General features: G+C 69.6%; 17 protein-coding genes and 1 pseudogene. 10 read left to right on the top strand and 8 right to left on the bottom strand.

Annotation, left to right across the window (positions count from 1 at the left end):
* Together OG897_RS24110 and OG897_RS24105 are read left to right on the top strand one after the other, a co-directional pair.
* On the top strand, positions 1-624 hold the full coding sequence (locus OG897_RS24110; protein WP_266659284.1) for an OmpA family protein: 624 nt from the start codon (positions 1-3) through the stop codon (positions 622-624).
* 374 nt (positions 625-998) lie between these two features.
* Positions 999-1,316 (top strand): hypothetical protein, encoded by a 318-nt coding sequence (locus tag OG897_RS24105; protein WP_266659283.1) that lies wholly within the window; start codon positions 999-1,001, stop codon positions 1,314-1,316.
* A gap of 190 nt (positions 1,317-1,506) precedes the next feature.
* On the opposite strand, the gene OG897_RS24100 is transcribed toward OG897_RS24105, so the two are convergent.
* Positions 1,507-1,998 (bottom strand): ATP-binding protein, encoded by a 492-nt coding sequence (locus OG897_RS24100; protein WP_266659282.1) that lies wholly within the window; start codon positions 1,996-1,998, stop codon positions 1,507-1,509.
* A gap of 267 nt (positions 1,999-2,265) precedes the next feature.
* On the opposite strand from OG897_RS24100, the gene OG897_RS24095 reads away from it, so the two are divergent.
* Both OG897_RS24095 and OG897_RS24090 read left to right on the top strand, forming a co-directional pair.
* Complete coding sequence (locus tag OG897_RS24095; RefSeq protein ID WP_323188107.1) at positions 2,266-3,138, top strand: helix-turn-helix transcriptional regulator; 873 nt, start codon at positions 2,266-2,268, stop codon at positions 3,136-3,138.
* A gap of 11 nt (positions 3,139-3,149) precedes the next feature.
* Complete coding sequence (locus OG897_RS24090; RefSeq protein ID WP_266659280.1) at positions 3,150-3,341, top strand: hypothetical protein; 192 nt, start codon at positions 3,150-3,152, stop codon at positions 3,339-3,341.
* A gap of 538 nt (positions 3,342-3,879) precedes the next feature.
* On the opposite strand, the gene OG897_RS24085 is transcribed toward OG897_RS24090, so the two are convergent.
* Positions 3,880-4,050, bottom strand: a complete 171-nt coding sequence (locus OG897_RS24085) for an aureocin A53 family class IId bacteriocin (protein WP_266659279.1) — start codon at positions 4,048-4,050, stop codon at positions 3,880-3,882.
* A 614-nt stretch (positions 4,051-4,664) separates the two neighbouring features.
* Between OG897_RS24085 and OG897_RS24080 the strand changes: the two genes are divergently transcribed.
* From OG897_RS24080 to OG897_RS24065, 4 genes are all read left to right on the top strand, one after another.
* Entirely contained in the window at positions 4,665-4,988 is a 324-nt protein-coding gene (locus tag OG897_RS24080; RefSeq protein WP_266659278.1) for a LysR family transcriptional regulator, read from the top strand.
* Between the two features lie 125 nt (positions 4,989-5,113).
* Complete coding sequence (locus tag OG897_RS24075; RefSeq protein WP_266659277.1) at positions 5,114-5,401, top strand: hypothetical protein; 288 nt, start codon at positions 5,114-5,116, stop codon at positions 5,399-5,401.
* A gap of 62 nt (positions 5,402-5,463) precedes the next feature.
* Positions 5,464-5,910: a PH domain-containing protein gene (locus OG897_RS24070; protein WP_266659276.1), complete on the top strand. Its 447-nt coding sequence runs from the start codon at positions 5,464-5,466 to the stop codon at positions 5,908-5,910.
* Positions 5,907-7,463: a PH domain-containing protein gene (locus OG897_RS24065; protein ID WP_266659275.1), complete on the top strand. Its 1,557-nt coding sequence runs from the start codon at positions 5,907-5,909 to the stop codon at positions 7,461-7,463. Before OG897_RS24070 ends, OG897_RS24065 begins: the two co-directional genes overlap by 4 nt.
* Before the next feature lie 64 nt (positions 7,464-7,527).
* On the opposite strand, the pseudogene OG897_RS24060 reads toward OG897_RS24065, so the two are convergent.
* A pseudogene (locus OG897_RS24060) lies at positions 7,528-7,632 on the bottom strand (IS5/IS1182 family transposase); the annotation flags it as partial.
* Positions 7,633-8,113: 481 nt separating this feature from the next.
* Here OG897_RS24060 and OG897_RS24055 point away from each other — a divergent pair.
* Entirely contained in the window at positions 8,114-9,403 is a 1,290-nt protein-coding gene (locus tag OG897_RS24055) for a hypothetical protein (RefSeq protein ID WP_266659274.1), read from the top strand.
* Positions 9,404-9,463: 60 nt separating this feature from the next.
* On the opposite strand, the gene OG897_RS24050 is transcribed toward OG897_RS24055, so the two are convergent.
* From OG897_RS24050 to OG897_RS24030, 5 genes are all read right to left on the bottom strand, one after another.
* Positions 9,464-10,681: a serine/threonine-protein kinase gene (locus OG897_RS24050; protein ID WP_266659273.1), complete on the bottom strand. Its 1,218-nt coding sequence runs from the start codon at positions 10,679-10,681 to the stop codon at positions 9,464-9,466.
* A 146-nt stretch (positions 10,682-10,827) separates the two neighbouring features.
* Positions 10,828-11,499 (bottom strand): response regulator transcription factor, encoded by a 672-nt coding sequence (locus OG897_RS24045; protein ID WP_266659272.1) that lies wholly within the window; start codon positions 11,497-11,499, stop codon positions 10,828-10,830.
* Complete coding sequence (locus tag OG897_RS24040; protein WP_266659271.1) at positions 11,496-12,656, bottom strand: sensor histidine kinase; 1,161 nt, start codon at positions 12,654-12,656, stop codon at positions 11,496-11,498. The genes OG897_RS24045 and OG897_RS24040 overlap by 4 nt, the downstream gene beginning before the upstream one ends.
* The gene (locus OG897_RS24035; RefSeq protein WP_266659270.1) at positions 12,653-13,474 is read right to left on the bottom strand and encodes a hypothetical protein; all 822 of its coding nucleotides are present in this window, start codon (positions 13,472-13,474) and stop codon (positions 12,653-12,655) included. Before OG897_RS24035 ends, OG897_RS24040 begins: the two co-directional genes overlap by 4 nt.
* A 199-nt stretch (positions 13,475-13,673) precedes the next feature.
* Positions 13,674-14,933: a hypothetical protein gene (locus OG897_RS24030; protein ID WP_266659269.1), complete on the bottom strand. Its 1,260-nt coding sequence runs from the start codon at positions 14,931-14,933 to the stop codon at positions 13,674-13,676.
* Between the two features lie 175 nt (positions 14,934-15,108).
* On the opposite strand from OG897_RS24030, the gene OG897_RS24025 reads away from it, so the two are divergent.
* On the top strand, positions 15,109-16,149 hold the full coding sequence (locus tag OG897_RS24025) for a saccharopine dehydrogenase family protein (protein ID WP_266659268.1): 1,041 nt from the start codon (positions 15,109-15,111) through the stop codon (positions 16,147-16,149).
* Positions 16,150-16,266: the final 117 nt, after the last annotated feature.

The following is a 16,266-nucleotide window of genomic DNA, read 5'->3' as shown; positions in this document are numbered from 1 at the left end:
ATGATGTCGACGACCGTTGCGGTCGTCGGATTCGGCGTGACAAACGCACAGGCTGCCGACCCAACTCCTGGAGCAACCAAGCCGCCAGGAAGCACGACTCCTGTCGAAGCACCGCAAGTGGATGCCAACGCGCCTGGCCTCAAGATCGCGGCTGGAGGCACACTCGCCCCCGCCCGGGTCCTCGACATCAAGTCCGTAGTCGAAGACATGGGTGGCGAGGAACGTCGGTCCGACACCAACTCCGACGTCAGCTTCGCGCTCCAAGCCGAAGTTCTTTTCCCCAAGGACAGCCACAAGCTTCAGCCTGAAGCCGCCGCCCGCATCAAAGCTGTCGCTCAAGAGGCCCTGACCAACAAGGCCACCAAGATTCGCGTCTTCGGTTTTACCGACAACCTCGGTAGTTACGAGCACGGCCTCAAGCTCTCCAAGAACCGTGCCGACATGGTCCAGCGTGAGCTGGTCAAGAGCCTTGGTTCGGAGGTCACCTTCGAGGTGCGTGGTTACAGCGAGGACTATCCCATCGCCGACAACGCCTCCGAAGAGGGCCGCAAGAAGAATCGCCGTGTGGAGATCACGTTCCCGCGGGGCCAGGCCCCCAACCCGGGTGCAACACCCAGCACGTGACCGGATCTGATCGTTCGCCCGGGAGGTCGTAGGCCATGTCGCCGATGCCCTCCCGAGCGGACGGCTCATTGCCCGTCAGTGCACGCGTCGTACGGCGAATCCGGCGTGACTATCCCGAGCCCGGTTCCGCAGTCGAGGTCATTCGGTTGCTCGCCGAACTCCCGGACAGAGTTGCTCTCTACGGGCAGGGCCCACTCCCCGCCGAGCGTTTGCAAGCCGGAGCCGTGCTCGTTTCGCTGGGGAGCGTCATCCGACTCCAGGTCGCCATCGAGTTCGCCCGGGAGGACTGGCCCGAGCGTTTGCAGGCTGAGTTGGGTACGGAAGCGCCGTAGTTCGCGGAGGCGCGTTCCGGTGGGCTCGTCAGGATGGCCGATATGGCAGATATCGATACCGAGTGGCGACTCCTGCACGGTGGCGACCTCATTGGCACCATCACCGTGGACGACATCGACATGCCCTGGTACCGGGGACGCTTCCTCCCGGAGCGTGGCTTCGGGCAGTTCAAGCGCTGGTTCGATGAGGTCAACGTGCTTGTTGGAGATGCGGACTTCGGTGGTTTTGAGGCCGCCTATGACCGCATCGAGCACGCTCTCACCCTTCTCTCACCGCATGGCCCGGTCGCCGAATTTCTGCTCCACATCGACCAGGAGCGCGCCTGGTTCCGCTGGGACGGAGTGTCGGTGGTGGAGTAGATCCCGGCCCGTGCTCCGGTGGGGGAGGGGGGCGAGGTGGGGCCGAGTCGGATGGTTGGTAGGGCCGTCCTCCTTGTCCGACGGACGTAGGAGCGCCCTTTACAGGGCCCCCGGAAGCGCGACCATAGGAAGAGGGGCGGCCCATACCCGTGACTTCCCGGTACGGGCCAACCCCGGTTCCGGCCCTCCCTCAGCGCGGCAGAGTTACCCAGGACTTGATTCCCCGGTGCGGCGGCAGTGCCTCGTCCACGCCCCACTCCCCGCCCCAGTCCTCGACCGCCTCCGCGAGGAGCCACAGCGCGCGCCTGCGTCGTACGAAGCAGAGAGAGGTTGCGTCGGGGTCGGCGTGCGGCGGGTGCTGGTCCCAGACGATGAGGCGGAGGGTGTTGTGGTGGTGGCGCAGGGACACGTACAGGTCCGCGTCGGAGGTCAACTCTCCCGCTACCGCGATGAGTTCGGTGACGACTAGGGCCAGGACCGGCCCGTACCGGTCCAGGTGGTGCGCGTGCAGTGCGCCGGTCAGGGCGCGGCGGACGATGCCCGCGCTGCGGGGTTCGCCGGGGACGGTCAAGCTGACGGCGAGGTTGTCGGCTTCGTCGTAGGCGGTTCTGGTGGGGGAGGGGGCGTCGGGACGGTCGGCGACCGGGCAGAGCATGTGGGTGGGGGTAGCGGTCTGATGCATGGCTGAACTCCCTCGTTCAGTGCGGCTGTTGACCCCGTGCGCGCTCCGTTACGCGGGTGAGCTGTGGCCTGTCTCCCTGGCGCGAGCCCGCCCCTCCCAGGGATAGGAGGTTCCGGGCAGCCCCGCGCGATGCGCTTCAACTCACGTGTGTAAGCGGTGCGTTACCGACTGTAGAGCATCGCGGAGTACGTGTACTACTCTTCGGCTCATTCGCCACTCTGGCGGGTGGACCGCGTGCGCGCTGCCGGGGCAGACTGGGCCGCACTGATGGGCCTGTTAGGGGAGCGCATGCCGCCTAGAACCACACCTACTGAGCGTCAGCGGCGCGTCGGCGCAGAGCTGCGCAAGATGCGGATTGCAGCGGGGATGAGCACGGAGTTCGCCGCCGGGCTGCTCGGGGTCCCCCGTACCAATGTGCCCAACATGGAGTCCGGTCGGTCAGGCATCAGCGCCGCGCGTGTGCGCACGCTGGCCTGCAATTACGGATGCCCTGACCAGGACTTCGTGGACGCACTCGCCGAAATGGCGACCCGGAGAGGACGGGGGTGGTGGGAGCCCTACCGAGGGCAGCTGCCCGCAGCGATTCTCGACATTGACGAGATGGAGTGGCACGCCAAGCGCCTGCGCATCGCACTGTCAGTGCACATGCCCGGAATCCTGGACACCGAGGAACACGCACGCGCCGTTTTCGAGCAGGTCATCCCGCCGCTCCCGGGGCCGGACGTCGATCTTCGGGTGACCCACCGGATGGCGCGACAGGCAGTGTTGGTGAAGCCGGATCCACCCGTGATCGACCTGATCGTCCATGAAGCGGCCCTCCGGATGGAGTTCGGCGGGTCGAAAGTCGCCAAGCGGCAGCTTGAGCACGTACTGAACGAGTCGGAGCGGGACACGGTGACCGTCCGGGTGATCCCGTTCAAGGCGGGCGGCTTCCCGGGGGCCGGGCAGTCGGTCATCTACGCGGAGGCGGCGGTGCCGCAGCTCGACGTCGTGGAGCTGGACAGCACCCACGGGCCCGAGTTCCTCGACTCCGAGATGCAACTCCGCAAGTACCGGGCCCAGCTCGACCAGATGCAGGAAGTCGCCCTCGACCCCATCGAGTCGCGGGACTTCATCCGTACCATCGCCGACGACCTCTAGGAGAAGCCACCATGCCGACGATCCACTGGGACGAGCCCTTCTGCGGCGAAGGCGCGAACTGCTTCCGGCTCGGAACGGACGACACGGGCAACGCCTACATCGCCGTATCGGGCGCAGAGGACACCCCCCTCACCGACACCCGCGAAGCCCTCCGCAACCTCATCCTCGACATCAAGGCGGGCAAAGCGGACCACCTCCTCTGACCTGTGGCGTCCGCCGGGAAGCCGTAAGGACCGGCCCCGGCTCTCGCCACGGTTCAGCAGCGGCCTGAGAAGAGGTGAGTGCCGTCCGCGTCGGCACCGGGCACGGGCCAGCGACTAAGGGGCCGGGCGGGCCACGGCCACGCTGCCCCGTCCTGCCCGCAACTGCGTGAAGCCTGCGCGAAGAAGACGGTTGCCGCAGAGCAACGGGCCGTTCCCGGCTGCCCAAGAGCCGACGAGGCGGACCCACTTGCGGACGTTCATGGTGCGGTGGGGGGCCTGCGACCGGTTCAGCGGGAGGATCTCCCGGGTCGATGCCTCGGTAGCCGGGGCCGGGGCCGGGGCCGGGGCCGGGTCCGGGGCCAGGACTGCGCCGTTTCGGGCGTACCCGTGTCGGCCCCGAGGCTGCACAGGCAGCGACTGGGCCGGTCGCGACGGCCGTGACCAATAGGTCGCACAGCAACGGAGAGCCACAGTCGAAGGAACGACTGTGGCTCTCCGAATTCAGCTGAATGGTTCCTCAGCCGACACCCTTGGGTGTTTAGGCCGCGCCGATGGCCCGAGCAATGAAGATGACTATCTCGGCAGCGGTGTAGCCGGAGCTCGACCACTTCAGGATCTGGGACTTGTGGGCCCAGACCCACTTGGCGAACTTCGAGCCGTACTTGCTGCCGAGCTTAATGAGCTTCCATGCCAGCTTCAGCCAAGCCATTTTTCTGTCCTCCGTGATTGAGTGACGCTTCAACGCCGCCCGGAACGGGTGCGTTGCCGTTGGAAGCAGTCGTGAATGCTGATCCCCCCCGGCTGGAGGATTGCGAAGCTAGCAACGGAAAGCTCATTCGATCCATTGAGGACGAAATTGTCCTCCAGGCATTGCGATCATCCTGTAGGAGTGTTAGATGCGGTGGACATAATAGACAATTGAGGGGAGGGGGGCCGGAATATTGCCCTCCAGGTCTCTCAAAAGGAACCTGACCCTCCGGTATTGCAGAATCAATGGTGGAGTCAAGAAGGAGCAAAGGGGAGGCGCGGGGAACGGTTGGATCAGTGGGTGGCTCCTCTACTGAGACCCCTTCCCTGACAAGCCGGCCTTCGCGTACGCTCCTCAGGCGTACGACCCAAGTTCCACAGGAGGCCGGTGGCCTTCCGGGTCCACGACGGGGATGGAGTGGATCCAGTCAAGAGTTGTTGAGAGAGGATTCAGTCGACCATCGAGCATCTGCTCCTTTGGCTCCGAACGGCACAAGAAGCCGTTCCTTCGAGCTGGTGCGGACATGATGGCAAAACGGGGAAGTTCATATGAATACGGTTATGCTCCACACTTTTGTGACCGCTGCACTGACCGGCAGCGTCACGGAAGCCGCTAAGAAGCTCAGTTACGGAAAGTCCACCGTGCTGTACCACATTCGCGAGGTGGAAAAGGTCTGTGGCGTCGAGCTTTTCGAGCGAGAGGTTCGAGGGTTCAACCTCACCCGCCCAGGCCAGGCGGCGTATGAAATATCGGAAAAGGTTCTGCAGATAGCAGCCGAACTCAAGTCATTGCCGACGATGGACTCCCCGAAAGGGGCCATGGCGCGGCTGCGCGGTGCCCATACCGGACCGCTGAGAAGCGCTGGAAGCGCTGCTCGAAAGGTGAGGCCCGGACGCTAGGGGATCACATCGTCCATGCCGTCACAGGCGTACAGGCAGGTATTCCGGATTGCTGTCTGCATCCCTTCGTGTACCTGCTGAATATGCATATGCCGTCATCCAACCAAGCTCGAACGGAAACTTTGGTGTCTCAGAATCTCGTCCTTCTCTCGGTGGCCGTAGCGGTCCTGGCGGTGCTGGGCCTGCACCTGCTCATGGCGCGCAAAGGCCCGGCCTGGCTCGGTGCCGTGGTGCCGTGCCTGTGGAGCGTCGCTGTCGTGGTGATGGCCGTGCAGGGCCGACTCGATCTGCGGTCGTCCCTGGTGGCGGTGGCCGCCGTGGTGATGTTGCTCTGGATGTGGTCGAGCGGGCGGCAGGCCAGAAGGAAGGCCGAGGCAGGCGGGGAGCCGGTCTCGACCCGTCGGACGTCATGAGCGCTCGTACGCCGGTTGCGTCTGAGGAGGAAGGTCTGCCCGGTGGGGGACCGGATGCCGTCGTGCGGCAACTGGACAAGCGGGCTGTGCTCTTCTGGCAGGTAGAGAACGCGGTCGGCGCCGTCCTCGTGCTCGCCCTCGCGGCAGTCCTGTCGTACGTCTCATGGTTTCCCCCCGGGTGGCGCAGGTGGGTCTACATCCTGGCGGCGGCAGCTCTGGCGTTCGCGTTGTTCGACGCTCTCGTGCTGATTCCGCTGCGCTACCGGTACTCCCGGTACACGCTGACCACGGATTGCGTCATCGTCGAGCGGGGGCGTCTGTGGAGGCGACGCGAGGTGTATCCGTTGTCTCGGATCCTGTATTGCGAGACCCGTCAAGGGCCGATTCTGGGATGGTTCAACCTGTTCACCGTCAGGACGGCAACGATCGTCGAGTCACGGTCGATCGGGCCCCTGTCACAGGCCGAGGCCCATCGGTTCGAGCAGTTCGTCCGCGAGTACTCTCCATGACCCAGACACTTCCCCAACGCCGCAACAGTCCGGCCATGTTCGCGATGCGTACGGCCGAGCACGCGGCGACGATCGTTCCCGCCGTCATCGCGGGAGTGTCGGTCTCGGCCAGGTGGCCGGTCCTGTTCGGGATCCCGGTGGCCGCGGTCTTCGGGCTGCTGGGCGGCATCATCGTGCTCAGCCTGGTCGTGGACTGGCGGATGACGACGTTCGCCGTCGACAGCGACGGGATCCGCTACGACAGCGGCCTGGTGGTGCGACGTTCCACCTCGCTCAGCTGGGCGGAAGTGGTTTCCGTCCAGGTCTCCCGGTCAGCCGTGGCACGACTCCTGGGCTGTTCGCGCGTGCTGATCGGCATTGGCACGGAGTCGAAGGCCGCCTTGGTGATCGAGGCGGTCCCACAGGCCGTCGCTGCCGAGATGGAGGGCTACTTCGAAGCTGTCCCGGTTCGTCCGTCCCCGGGCACCCCGGTGCCCGGCACCGACAGCCGTGCGGTCCCCCCGGCCGCCGAGGGCCCCAGGGAATCCGCGGAGACCGGATGGGCATCAGGTTCGGCAGGTGAGACCGAGGACCACTCGGCGGGCCCGGGCGACCTGATCTACCGGATCCGCGTACGCGACTACCTCCTCATCTCGGTCACCTACGGGCAGTTCGCCCTGTTGTTGCCCTTCCTGATGGAGCTCTACGAGAACGCCGCCGCCTTTCTCCCGCTTCCCTCGGTCCTTCCGGAGATCTCCGACCTGCCCGGGCCCCTGTGGGCACAGGTGGTGATCGCTGTCGCCGTGCTCGGGGCGGTGGCGGCGGCATTCGGGATGCTCATCGCCTGGCTGCGGTACCGGCTGTTCGAAGTCCGGCTCAGAGCGGAGACGTTCACCATGTCCGGCGGCCTCGTCTCCGCGGAGTCACGGCGGATGCCCCGATCCCAGGTCGGCGGGGTCAGGATCCAGCGGAACCCTCTGATGCGCGTCACCGGGTACGCCCGACTGTCCTTCGCCTCCCGGCAGTCCGGCGAGAGGATCGGCGCGAACATCGTCTTCCCGGCAGCGCGCCTCGAACACATCCGGGACAGCGTCCGAAGCCACTTTCCGGCCTATGCCGCCGCCGTGTCCCGGGCCCCGGAACCGGGTCGGCCTCTGCGATGGGGCCTGGCCGGAGGGGCCGTGGCAACGCTCGCCCTGGCCGCATGGGCGGTGCATGCGATGTCCCTGATCACGGCGGTCATCCTGCTGGCCGCCGTGGCGATCGTCCTGCTGGCCGCGATCAACTACTGCTGGGCAGCAGCGGCGCTCGACCCGGAGAACGCCGTGCTCCACTTCCGCCGAGGATTCCTCTGGGCCACCCACTACGTCGTGCCGTGGGACTCGGTGTACTTCGCCCACTCCTACCGGATGTCCGGGGTCGGCCGACTGTCGGCCGGGGCGGTCTGCCTGGGGGTCTACGACTCACGAGCCGTCCGCTTGTGGGTGCCGACAAGCAGCCTTGCCCTGGTGGATCACTTCATCGAGGCGACGACGAGCGGACCAGCCACGCGCGGAGTCGAGGGAACGTCATGAGTCATCGCCGTTACGAAGAGGTACGGCGGGCAGCCGGTTCCAGCACTGGGACGAGCGTCAGGTTGTCGCCATGCTGGCCGGGCGAGGTCAGCCGGACCAGCGGGCGGGGCCGGTCGTCCGCCAGGATGTGGATCTTGGCGGTCAGCCCGCCACGCGAGCGTCCCAGTGCCTCCCGGCCATCGTCTCCTCACAGGTCCCGCCCCCCTTTGCGGGTGGTAGGCCGCAGGTTGGTGTGTGGCTCCTGCGGCGTGCTGATGTGCCTCGGATAGGGCCCCAGGCACGGCGGGCGGCCGGGCAAGGCCGAGCATGTCCGCGCGCCGGAGCGTGTCGTGATGGATAGCGTGTCGCGATGGATCTCGCAGCCCCTGCAACGGACCACACCCGCCCGCCTCGCCGTCGCGTCCTGGCCAGGGCCGTGGAAGGCGCTCTCCGGCTAGAGAGTCTTCAACTCGCCTGCGTCAGTTGGTGGTTGGATGGTCGTGACACCCCGCTCCTCGCCGATGGGGCATGCGCCGGGGGCCTGTGCTTCGTGTGGTGGCCTCGGCAGGGGCGGAGGCGGGGGACTGCGGACGGTTGACGACGAGGGGTGGCGTGTGAAGAGGCGGCGCAGCAGGGGGCGGGGGGTTCTGGGCATCGGGTTGACGGGCCGGATGCGGTCCTTTGTCGTGGTGGTGGCGGCATTGTGCGTGGTGGCTGCGTTGCCGGGCCAGACGCTGGCCGCCGGGCGGCCAGGGCCGTACGTCTTCGACGAGGGAGGCAAGACGGTCCGGGGCGCCGCGAGCACTGCCGATGCGCCGGTCCTGGTCACCGGAGGCGCCTACCGTGACCGCATCGCCCCGGAGGGCAAGCAGTACTACCGGGTGAACCTCGACGCGAAGACGAACGCCTACGTCTCCGCCGTCGCCGTGCCGACGACAGGCCCCAGGGTCGAATACGCCGACGGCCTCAAGGTGTCGGTGCTGGATCGCGACAGCAGATCCTGCGACGCGGGCGACAAAGTCATCTTCGGATCGGCCGACTACCCGCGCCCGCTCAGCACCTATGCGGCCCGGCTGATCGCACCGGGCTCCCGCAACTGCCAGACAGCGGGCGCCTACTACGTACTCGTCGAGCGTTCCACCAAGACGGTGTCCGCGTCGGAGGACTGGGAACTGGAGCTCTCCTTCCGGTCCGAGCCGGGCCTCGGAGCGGCCGGTCCCACCGCCGCACCGGAGAGCTGGCCCAGCGCCTTGCCCGCGCCGCCCGCCGGTGGCCCGCAGAAGCGGCACGGCGGCACCGGCTTCAACGATGCCGTCGGACTGGCCACCGGGGAGTGGCGCGATCAGATCAGACCCGGGGAGTCCCTCTTCTACCGGGTGCCGGTGGACTGGGGCCAGCAGGTGTTCTCCGACATCGACCTGCACAGCGCCACCGGCGCGAGGAAGGGGCTCGTCGCGGACGCGCTGTCGTTCTCCCTGTTCAATCCCGCTCGCGGATACGTACAGCAGACGTTCGGGTCGATGATGTACGACGGGCATCAGCGGACGGCATCCATGGACCCGTTGCCGCCCGTGGCGTACGAGAACCGGTTCAACTCCCGCAGAAACCAAGCCAACATGCAGCTGGCAGGCTGGTACTACCTGCGGGTCACGCTGAACCCCAAGGTCGGCAGGGTCTTCGGCGACAGGGCGTACGGGACGACGCTCCGGGTCACCGTGCAGGGCACGAAGAAGCCGGGGCCGGCCTACGCCGGAGCGTCCAGGGAGTTCGGCCTCGCGGAGGACCGGCCGAAGGCCGGGGCCAGCGGTGCGGGCAGCCCGCCGGTCAGCGGGAGCGGCACGATGAAGGCGGTCGCTGTGGGGGGTATCGGGGCGGGCACCGTGCTCGTTCTGGGGCTCGGGGCGTGGGCGCTGTTGGCCCGACGCCGGACTGCGTCAGCACCTTCAAAGGCACCTTCCTAGGCACCTTCCTAGGCACCTTCCTAGGCACCTTCAAAGGCGACCTCCTAGGCGCCATCGCGGTCAGGTCTGGGTCAGGGCCCAGAAGCCCACGGCGAAACAGATCAGCGCGAGCAGCAGTACGGGGGCCGTTATCTTCGCGGGCGGCCCCTGGGGTCTGCCCGCGTCCCGGGCGGCGCTCCTTTCGGCCGGTGTTCCCTGCCGTGCAGCTGCCTGGGACGCGGAGGCGTGCGTGGCAGAGGGCGGCGGGACAGGCGTCGGCTGAGGCCCCGAAGGGGTGGGCGGGTCAGGCGTCGGCTGAGGCCCGGAAGGGGCGGGCGGGTCAGGCGTCGGCTGAGGCCCGGAAGGGGCGGGCGGGTCAGGCGTCGGCTGAGGCCCGGAAGGGGCGGGCGGGGCAGGCGTCGGCTGAGGCCCGGAAGGGGTGCAGCCCCGGGGCAGCGCGCCCAGTTGGTCGAAGATCTCGACGGGGTCTTCGTCGGGATCGGCGCCCGGAAGCAGCTCTACGGCCGCGAGCAGCGCCTTGCGCGCACCCGTGGCCGTGCGGAACCGGGCCTGCGGGTCCGGCTGGATCAAACCCGCAACGACCTCCCACAAGGGGGCGGGCACTCCTGGTGGGGCGCCCGGAGTGCCGTGGGCGAACTCGGTGGTCAGGGCTTCGGCGTCCGGCTTCTCCCCCACGAGGAGGTAGAGGGCGACCAGGCCCACCCCGTACAGGTCGGCGGGGAAGTCGGGTTCGGCTCCCAGCCGTTGCTCGGGGGCGACGAAGCCGGGGGTGCCGAGGAAGTAGTCGGTCTCCGTCAGGCGCGGTTCGCCCTTGCGCAGCGCGAGGCCGAAGTCGGAGAGCCGCAGGTGCGGACGGCCGGTGCCGGTGGCTTGCAGCAGGATGTTCGCCGGTTTGATGTCCCGGTGCACGACTCCCTCCGCGTGGACGGCGGCGAGCCCGGCCAGGAGCTGGTCGAGGAGCGTACCGACGAAGTGGGAAGGGAGCGGGCCGTAGTCCCCGATGACGTGGGCCAGTGAACCGCCCCTCATGAGGTCCATCGTGAACAGCACTTTGTCGTCGTCCGCGGCCCAGCTCGCCGGAGCGAGGACATGCGGATGATCGATGCGCAGTGCCTGCTCGCGGACGAAGCGCAGCAGAGCGGTCGCGTCGGTCTGCCGCAACACCTTGGCCGCGATGTAGCGCTGCCGCCGGTGATCCCAGGCACGCCACACGGCCCCCGCCCCGCCGCGTGCTATCGGGTCGACCAGTTCGTACCGGCCCGCGAATCGCTCGCCCATTGCGCTGTGTCCACTCCCCGGTCCGCTCCGTGCCCCGCCGCGCCGACGGTGCGTCGGCTCGGATGTACCGCGCGGTGGACGCCCGCCACCACCGCGAGCCGGCGTCGAACACGCTGATGAATACTGCCAGTTCTGGGTGGTCGCGGTCAGCCCCCCGGGCCGCCCGCGTCGCGGACGAGGAGGGCGATCTGCACCCGGTTGGACAGGCCGAGTTTGGTGAGGGACCGGCTCACGTGGACTTTGACGGTGGTCTCCGCCATCCCCAGTTCACGGGCGACCTCCGCGTTGGCCAGCCCTCGGGCGACCGCGCCGACGACCCTTCTTTCGCGGTCGGTCAGGACCGACAGACGCTGTCTGGCCGCGACGAAGTCGGCGGAGCGCTGTCCTGCGTAGGCGTCGATCAGCCGCCTCGTGACCGTCGGCGCGAGCATCGCGCTGCCCTCGGCGACCGCACGGACGGCGGCGATGAGGTCGCGCGGCGCGGTGTCCTTCAGCAGGAACCCGGCGGCCCTGGCGCGGAGGGCGCCGTGGACGTACTCGTCGCGGTCGAAGGTCGTCAGCATGATCACGGCCGGCGGGTCGGGCAGCCGGTTGATCTCCGTCAGCGCGGCCACGCCGTCGAGGCCGGGCATGCGTACGTCCATCAGGACGACGCGCGGCCGGTGGCGTACGACCGCGTCGACGGCGGCGGTCGCGGAATCGGCCTCGGCGACCACCTCGATGTCCCCGGCGGCTTCGAGGATCATGCGCAGGCCGGTCCTGACGAGGGCCTCGTCGTCGACCACCAGGGTGCGGACGGGGCTGGGGTTTCCGGTCATGTCGGCAGTCTCGCAGTGACAGCGAACCCTCCGGAGGGTCCGGGACCGGCCGCGAACCGCCCGCCGAGGAGTTCGACGCGCTCCCGCAGACCGACGAGTCCCAGGCCGCTGCCGGGCAGCGGGGGAGCGGGGACGTGCGCTGCGGTATTCGTGACGGTGACCTCCAACGCCGAGGGCAGGTGCCGCACCGCCACCCGGACCGTGGGCCGGACGGCGTGCTTGTGGACGTTGGTGAGCGCTTCCTGAACGACCCGGTAGGCGGTGTGCTCGACCATCGCGGGGAGGTCGCGCGCGGTGCCCTCGTCCTGCCGCTCGACGGGGACGCCCGCCGACCTCGACTGCTCCAGGAGCCGTTCGAGGTCGGCGAGCGTCGGCTGCGGCAGGAAGGGCTCGGTCGTCCCGGCCTCCGTCAGAACGCCGAGTACGGAACGGAGTTGGGCGAGGGCCTCCTTTCCCGTGGTGCGGATGAGCTCCGCCTCCTGTGCGGTCCTCTCGTCGGCGGCGCTGATCTCCAGGGCTCCGGCGCGCAGCACCATCAGGGAGACGCGGTGGGCCACGACGTCGTGCATGTCGCGGGCGATGCGGGCACGTTCCTGCGCGCGGGCCTGCTCGGTCCGTACGGACTGCTCCCGCTCCAGCCGTTCGGCCCGCTCGCGCAGCCCGGCCACCACCTGCGCCCTGGCACCCCGCCACAGCCCGCCCACGACGGGCAGCCAGACGAACAGCGCCACACCGCCGAGCGCCGACACCGCCTCGACCCCCGGCCGGGGCACCGCGACCAGCAGGCTCGCGGCCGAGGTGAAGAGCACCAGATGGCGTGGTCGCCGGTAGGAGGTCGCCGCCACGTAGGAGGCCACCGACACCAGCAGCCCCGGCGACCGCACCACACAGTCGACGCCTGCGATCAGGAACAGCAGCCACGGCCGCTCCGGCCAGGTCCTGACCGCCACCGCCGCCAGCAGCCCCACCGCCGAGGCCGCGACCGGGCCGGGCACCGCGTCGAGCACCGGCCATGCGGGACCGTACGGGCCGGGCAGCGCGGCCGGAAAGAACGCGCCGCCGAACGCGACGAAGGGGAGCAGCAAGGTCCTCAGTCGGCGACGGGCCGGGCTGCTCGCCTTCGTCAACACCCGTGCCGCACATGATGGTTGTGTCACCAGCTCAGGATCCTCAGCGGCCCGCGTCCGGTCGCGGGCACCCCCTGACCGCGCAGTTCGGGCACGGTGCCCCGGAGCACGCGGATGCCGAGGGGGACGAACACCGCGCACAGGCCGACGGACAGGACGACGTCGAGGAGCCCGCTCTCCTTGAGCGCGCCGGTCCACAGCGATCCCGCGAGGAGGAACAGCACCAGCCGCCCCGTACCGAAGGTTCCCGACCGGAAGGCACCCACGGCGAGCACCGCCGTGCCCGCGTACAGGGCGAAGGCGGCCGTGATGGGCACCCGCAGGGGCCCGTAGGAGATGTCCGTGTAGTGGGCCATCACCAACTGGGTGGCCCGGTCGAGCCCCAGCGATTCGATCAGCTGGAAGGCGGTGTGGTCGACCCCGGCCCAGTACAGGCGGCAGAACAGGCCGATCACGACGAGCGTGCCGCCGATGCGGGCGAGTCTCGGGGCGCGTACGGCGACGATCCCGGCGAGGGCGACGAAGGCGACGCACAGCAGGACGGCACCCGCGGCGAAGCATCCGTAGCCCGCGGTGGCCAGGCCGGGACTGGCCTCGGAAACGGCGAGCTGGCCGTAGGCGGGGAACGGCCGACTGTCGAACCACGCCAGTCGCTCCGGGGTGAAACCCGCCGTGCGCAGGGCGAGGTAGCGCAGGAGAAGCCCGACGCACCAGGCGACGGGAGCGAGGGCGAGCGCCGCACCACCGATGAAACGCCCCGGGAACCAGGCGCCGAGGGCGAGCCGGACAGTTTCTTCTTGTTCTTCTTGCGCGCCGCGCTCGGGGGCGGGCGAGTGCTGAATTGACATGCCGGCAGCCTCGCCGCCCACCAACACCGTTACATCCGCCGATGGTTACGTCCCACCGTCTCTTTCGGACACCCCTCCGGGTGGAGCCGTCGCAGCGGACCCGGTCGCGGAGTGCGTGCCGCACAGCGACCGGGACCGTGCCTGGTTCCGCCGGTGGTGGGGGCAGGCCGGGACTCAAGCGGCCCGCCCCCGTGCTCGCTCACGGGGTCAGGAACCGCCACACGTCCCGGTCCGCCGTCCCGCTCCACACCGGGTCAGCGTGGCCGTAGCCGGGGACGACCCGGAAGGTGACGTGGGGGTTGCCCCCGGCCCGGATCAGGTCCGCGCCGTTCGGCTCGTCGCCACGGCCCAGTGCCGCGTTGACCCAGACGACCTCCGCACGGATGCCGGACCAGTCGAAGGGGTACGTCGCCGTGTCCCCGGCCCAGATCGCCGCCAGGTCCCGCAGCAGGGCGTTCGGGACGAGCCCGCTGCCGAGGGCCTGGGTGGCTTCGCCCCAGGTCGCGAGGGGCGTGTGGGTGAGGGAGAAGCGGTCGTCCAGCGGGGTCGCGCCGAAGGCGAACGTGCCCGCGCTGTAGCCCTGCCGGTAGATCCAGTTGGTGTGGCCGGGCAGCGAACTCGTCCGCGACAGCGCGAAGTGGGCGAGGCCCGCGTTCGTGAAGCGGGTGGCCGGGTCCACCGGGCGGGGCACCGGGGACGCGCCGTCCGGGTCGGTCAGCGCACGTGCGACCAGGCCCTTCAGGCCCGTGTCGCCGTACAGGACCCCCGCGTCCAACTGCCCCTGGATCGCGGCCTGCATCTGGGCGGCGCGTACCCGCTGCTCACCCGTGTACGGGCCCGTCGTGTCGATCGGGACCACCCGGTGCAGGCGGGGCGAGCGGTCCGTCGAGGCCAGGTCCAGCGCGAGAGCCGCACCCGCCGAGTGGCCGACGAGCTGGTACGGGAGGCCCAGGACGCGGTCCACGGCCGCGATCACCTTCGCCGCGTCGGCCTTGTGCGCGGCCTGGCCCCGGGCTGCGGTCAGGTCGGCGGGCTCCGCCAGGTCCTCGCGGGGGCTGATGCCGATCACCAACAGGCCCTGGGCGCGCAGGTGATGGGCGAGGTTGCGGGCGCGCGGCGTGAAGAAGTCCGCGGCGAAGTTGAGCCCGCCGCCGGGGAGGAGGTAGGCGATGCCGCGCGGCGGACGGAGGGTGTCCGCGACGACGTCGATGCCGAGGGGAACCGGGGCGTCGTGGAGGGTGAGGCGGGCATGGGCCCAGCCGTCGCCGTAGGACACCTGCGGCGGGTCGGAGTCCAGGGCGTGGGCGACGCGTCGTACGGGATCGTCGGCAGCGGTCGCGCGGGGAGCGGCGGGGGGTGCGGAACGGGGGGTGGCGTGGGCGGTGGTGGCGGTCGCGGCGGACAGCGCGCCCGCCAGTGCTCCGGCGGCGCCTGCCGTCAGTAAGGTCCGTCTGTCCATGGGTGGTTGACCTCCGGGAGTCCGCGCGGGCCGGTGCGGCGGCGCGCGATCGTCGTAGTTTCACGGAAGGGGCCCGGCCTTCCTAGAGGAAGGGTGGGCCCCGGTTGCCATGCCCTCAACAGCCGCTCCCGCCCATCCCTTCCCTGCGGGCGGCTTGCCGTGTAGTTCCTTACGTATGACCACAGCGACATCGCGCATCCTGGTGATCGGCGGCTACGGAGCCGTCGGTGCGACCGTGACGTCCACCCTCGGGCAGTGGTTCCCCGGCCGGGTGATCGCGGCGGGGCGCAGCGCCGCCCGGGTCCGCGAGGCGGGCGGGGTGCGTGTCGACGTCACCGAACCGGACGGGCTGCGGAAGGTCCTGGACGACCTCGGCGACGTGGCCGTGGTGGTGCTGTGCGTCGAGCCCCCGGACGGCGGGGCGGCCCGGATCTGCCTGGAACGCGGCATCCACCTGGTCGACATCGGCGCGACCCCGCGCCTCCTGGACGCCGTGTCCGGCCTGCACGACGTGGCGACGGACGCCGGAGCGACGGCGGTGCTCAGCGTCGGTGTCGCCCCCGGTCTGACGAACCTCCTCGCCCGCCGGGCGCACGAAGCCGTCGGCGGCGCGGACCGCATCGACATCACCGTCCTCCTCGGCAGCGGCGAGCGGCACGGCGACGACGCCCTCCGCTGGACCGTCGGGGGGCTCACCGCGACCCCGTCCGCCGCACCCGCCCGGACCGCCCTGCCCGGCTACGGATCCCGTACCGCGCACTGGTTCCCCTTCTCCGACCAGCGCACCCTGCCCCGCACCCTCGCCGGGGTCGACCGGGCCACCACCCGCCTGTGCCTGGACTCCCGGCTCCTGACCGCCGCGCTCTTCGCCCTGCGGCGTGTGGGCCTCCTGCGCGCGGCCCGGCACGAGCCGGTGTCGCGGGTGCTGGTGAGGGTGTTCGGCAAGCTGCACACGGGCGGGGACGGATTCGCCGTACGCGTCGACGCGTGGCGCGGCGGGGACCACGCGGCGTACGCGCTCGAAGGCCGACGGCAGAGCGTGGTCACCGGGCTGGTCGCCGCGCACGTGGCCAGGGAACTCCTGAGCAACACCCTCCCCACGGGCGTCCACCACATCGAGCAGCTCCCCGCGTTGCACGGCATCCCGGAGGCGCTGGCGCGACACGGCGTCCGGTGCACCCGCAGGAGCGCGCCGGATTCCGCACCGCCACGGTGACGTGCCCGCGCGCCCGCTGTGGCCAGGCGCGATGCCCCTCGCCCCGGACGATTCACCGCATCGACTCCCCAACCGAATTAACGGGTTGCCGCAGGTCAGCCGCTTCGGATAGGAAGC

This window comes from Streptomyces sp. NBC_00237 (assembly GCF_026342435.1).
Classification (GTDB): Bacteria; Actinomycetota; Actinomycetes; order Streptomycetales; family Streptomycetaceae; genus Streptomyces.
The sequence above is the reverse complement of the archived record's forward strand: the minus strand, read 5'-3'. Positions and strand labels throughout refer to the sequence as shown.

Bases quoted from the DNA above. Each gene is read 5' to 3' on its own strand.
- OG897_RS24035 (WP_266659270.1), bottom strand. From the start codon at position 13,474: ATGTCAATTCAGCACTCGCCCGCCCCCGAGCGCGGCGCGCAAGAAGAA.
- OG897_RS24100 (WP_266659282.1), bottom strand. From the start codon at position 1,998: ATGCATCAGACCGCTACCCCCACCCACATGCTCTGCCCGGTCGCCGAC.
- OG897_RS24055 (WP_266659274.1), top strand. From the start codon at position 8,114: ATGCGGTCCTTTGTCGTGGTGGTGGCGGCATTGTGCGTGGTGGCTGCG.
- OG897_RS24025 (WP_266659268.1), top strand. From the start codon at position 15,109: ATGACCACAGCGACATCGCGCATCCTGGTGATCGGCGGCTACGGAGCC.
- OG897_RS24065 (WP_266659275.1), top strand. From the start codon at position 5,907: ATGACCCAGACACTTCCCCAACGCCGCAACAGTCCGGCCATGTTCGCG.
- OG897_RS24110 (WP_266659284.1), top strand. From the start codon at position 1: ATGATGTCGACGACCGTTGCGGTCGTCGGATTCGGCGTGACAAACGCA.
- OG897_RS24050 (WP_266659273.1), bottom strand. From the start codon at position 10,681: ATGGGCGAGCGATTCGCGGGCCGGTACGAACTGGTCGACCCGATAGCA.
- OG897_RS24095 (WP_323188107.1), top strand. From the start codon at position 2,266: ATGGGCCTGTTAGGGGAGCGCATGCCGCCTAGAACCACACCTACTGAG.
- OG897_RS24045 (WP_266659272.1), bottom strand. From the start codon at position 11,499: ATGACCGGAAACCCCAGCCCCGTCCGCACCCTGGTGGTCGACGACGAG.
- OG897_RS24030 (WP_266659269.1), bottom strand. From the start codon at position 14,933: ATGGACAGACGGACCTTACTGACGGCAGGCGCCGCCGGAGCACTGGCG.
- OG897_RS24090 (WP_266659280.1), top strand. From the start codon at position 3,150: ATGCCGACGATCCACTGGGACGAGCCCTTCTGCGGCGAAGGCGCGAAC.
- OG897_RS24085 (WP_266659279.1), bottom strand. From the start codon at position 4,050: ATGGCTTGGCTGAAGCTGGCATGGAAGCTCATTAAGCTCGGCAGCAAG.
- OG897_RS24105 (WP_266659283.1), top strand. From the start codon at position 999: ATGGCAGATATCGATACCGAGTGGCGACTCCTGCACGGTGGCGACCTC.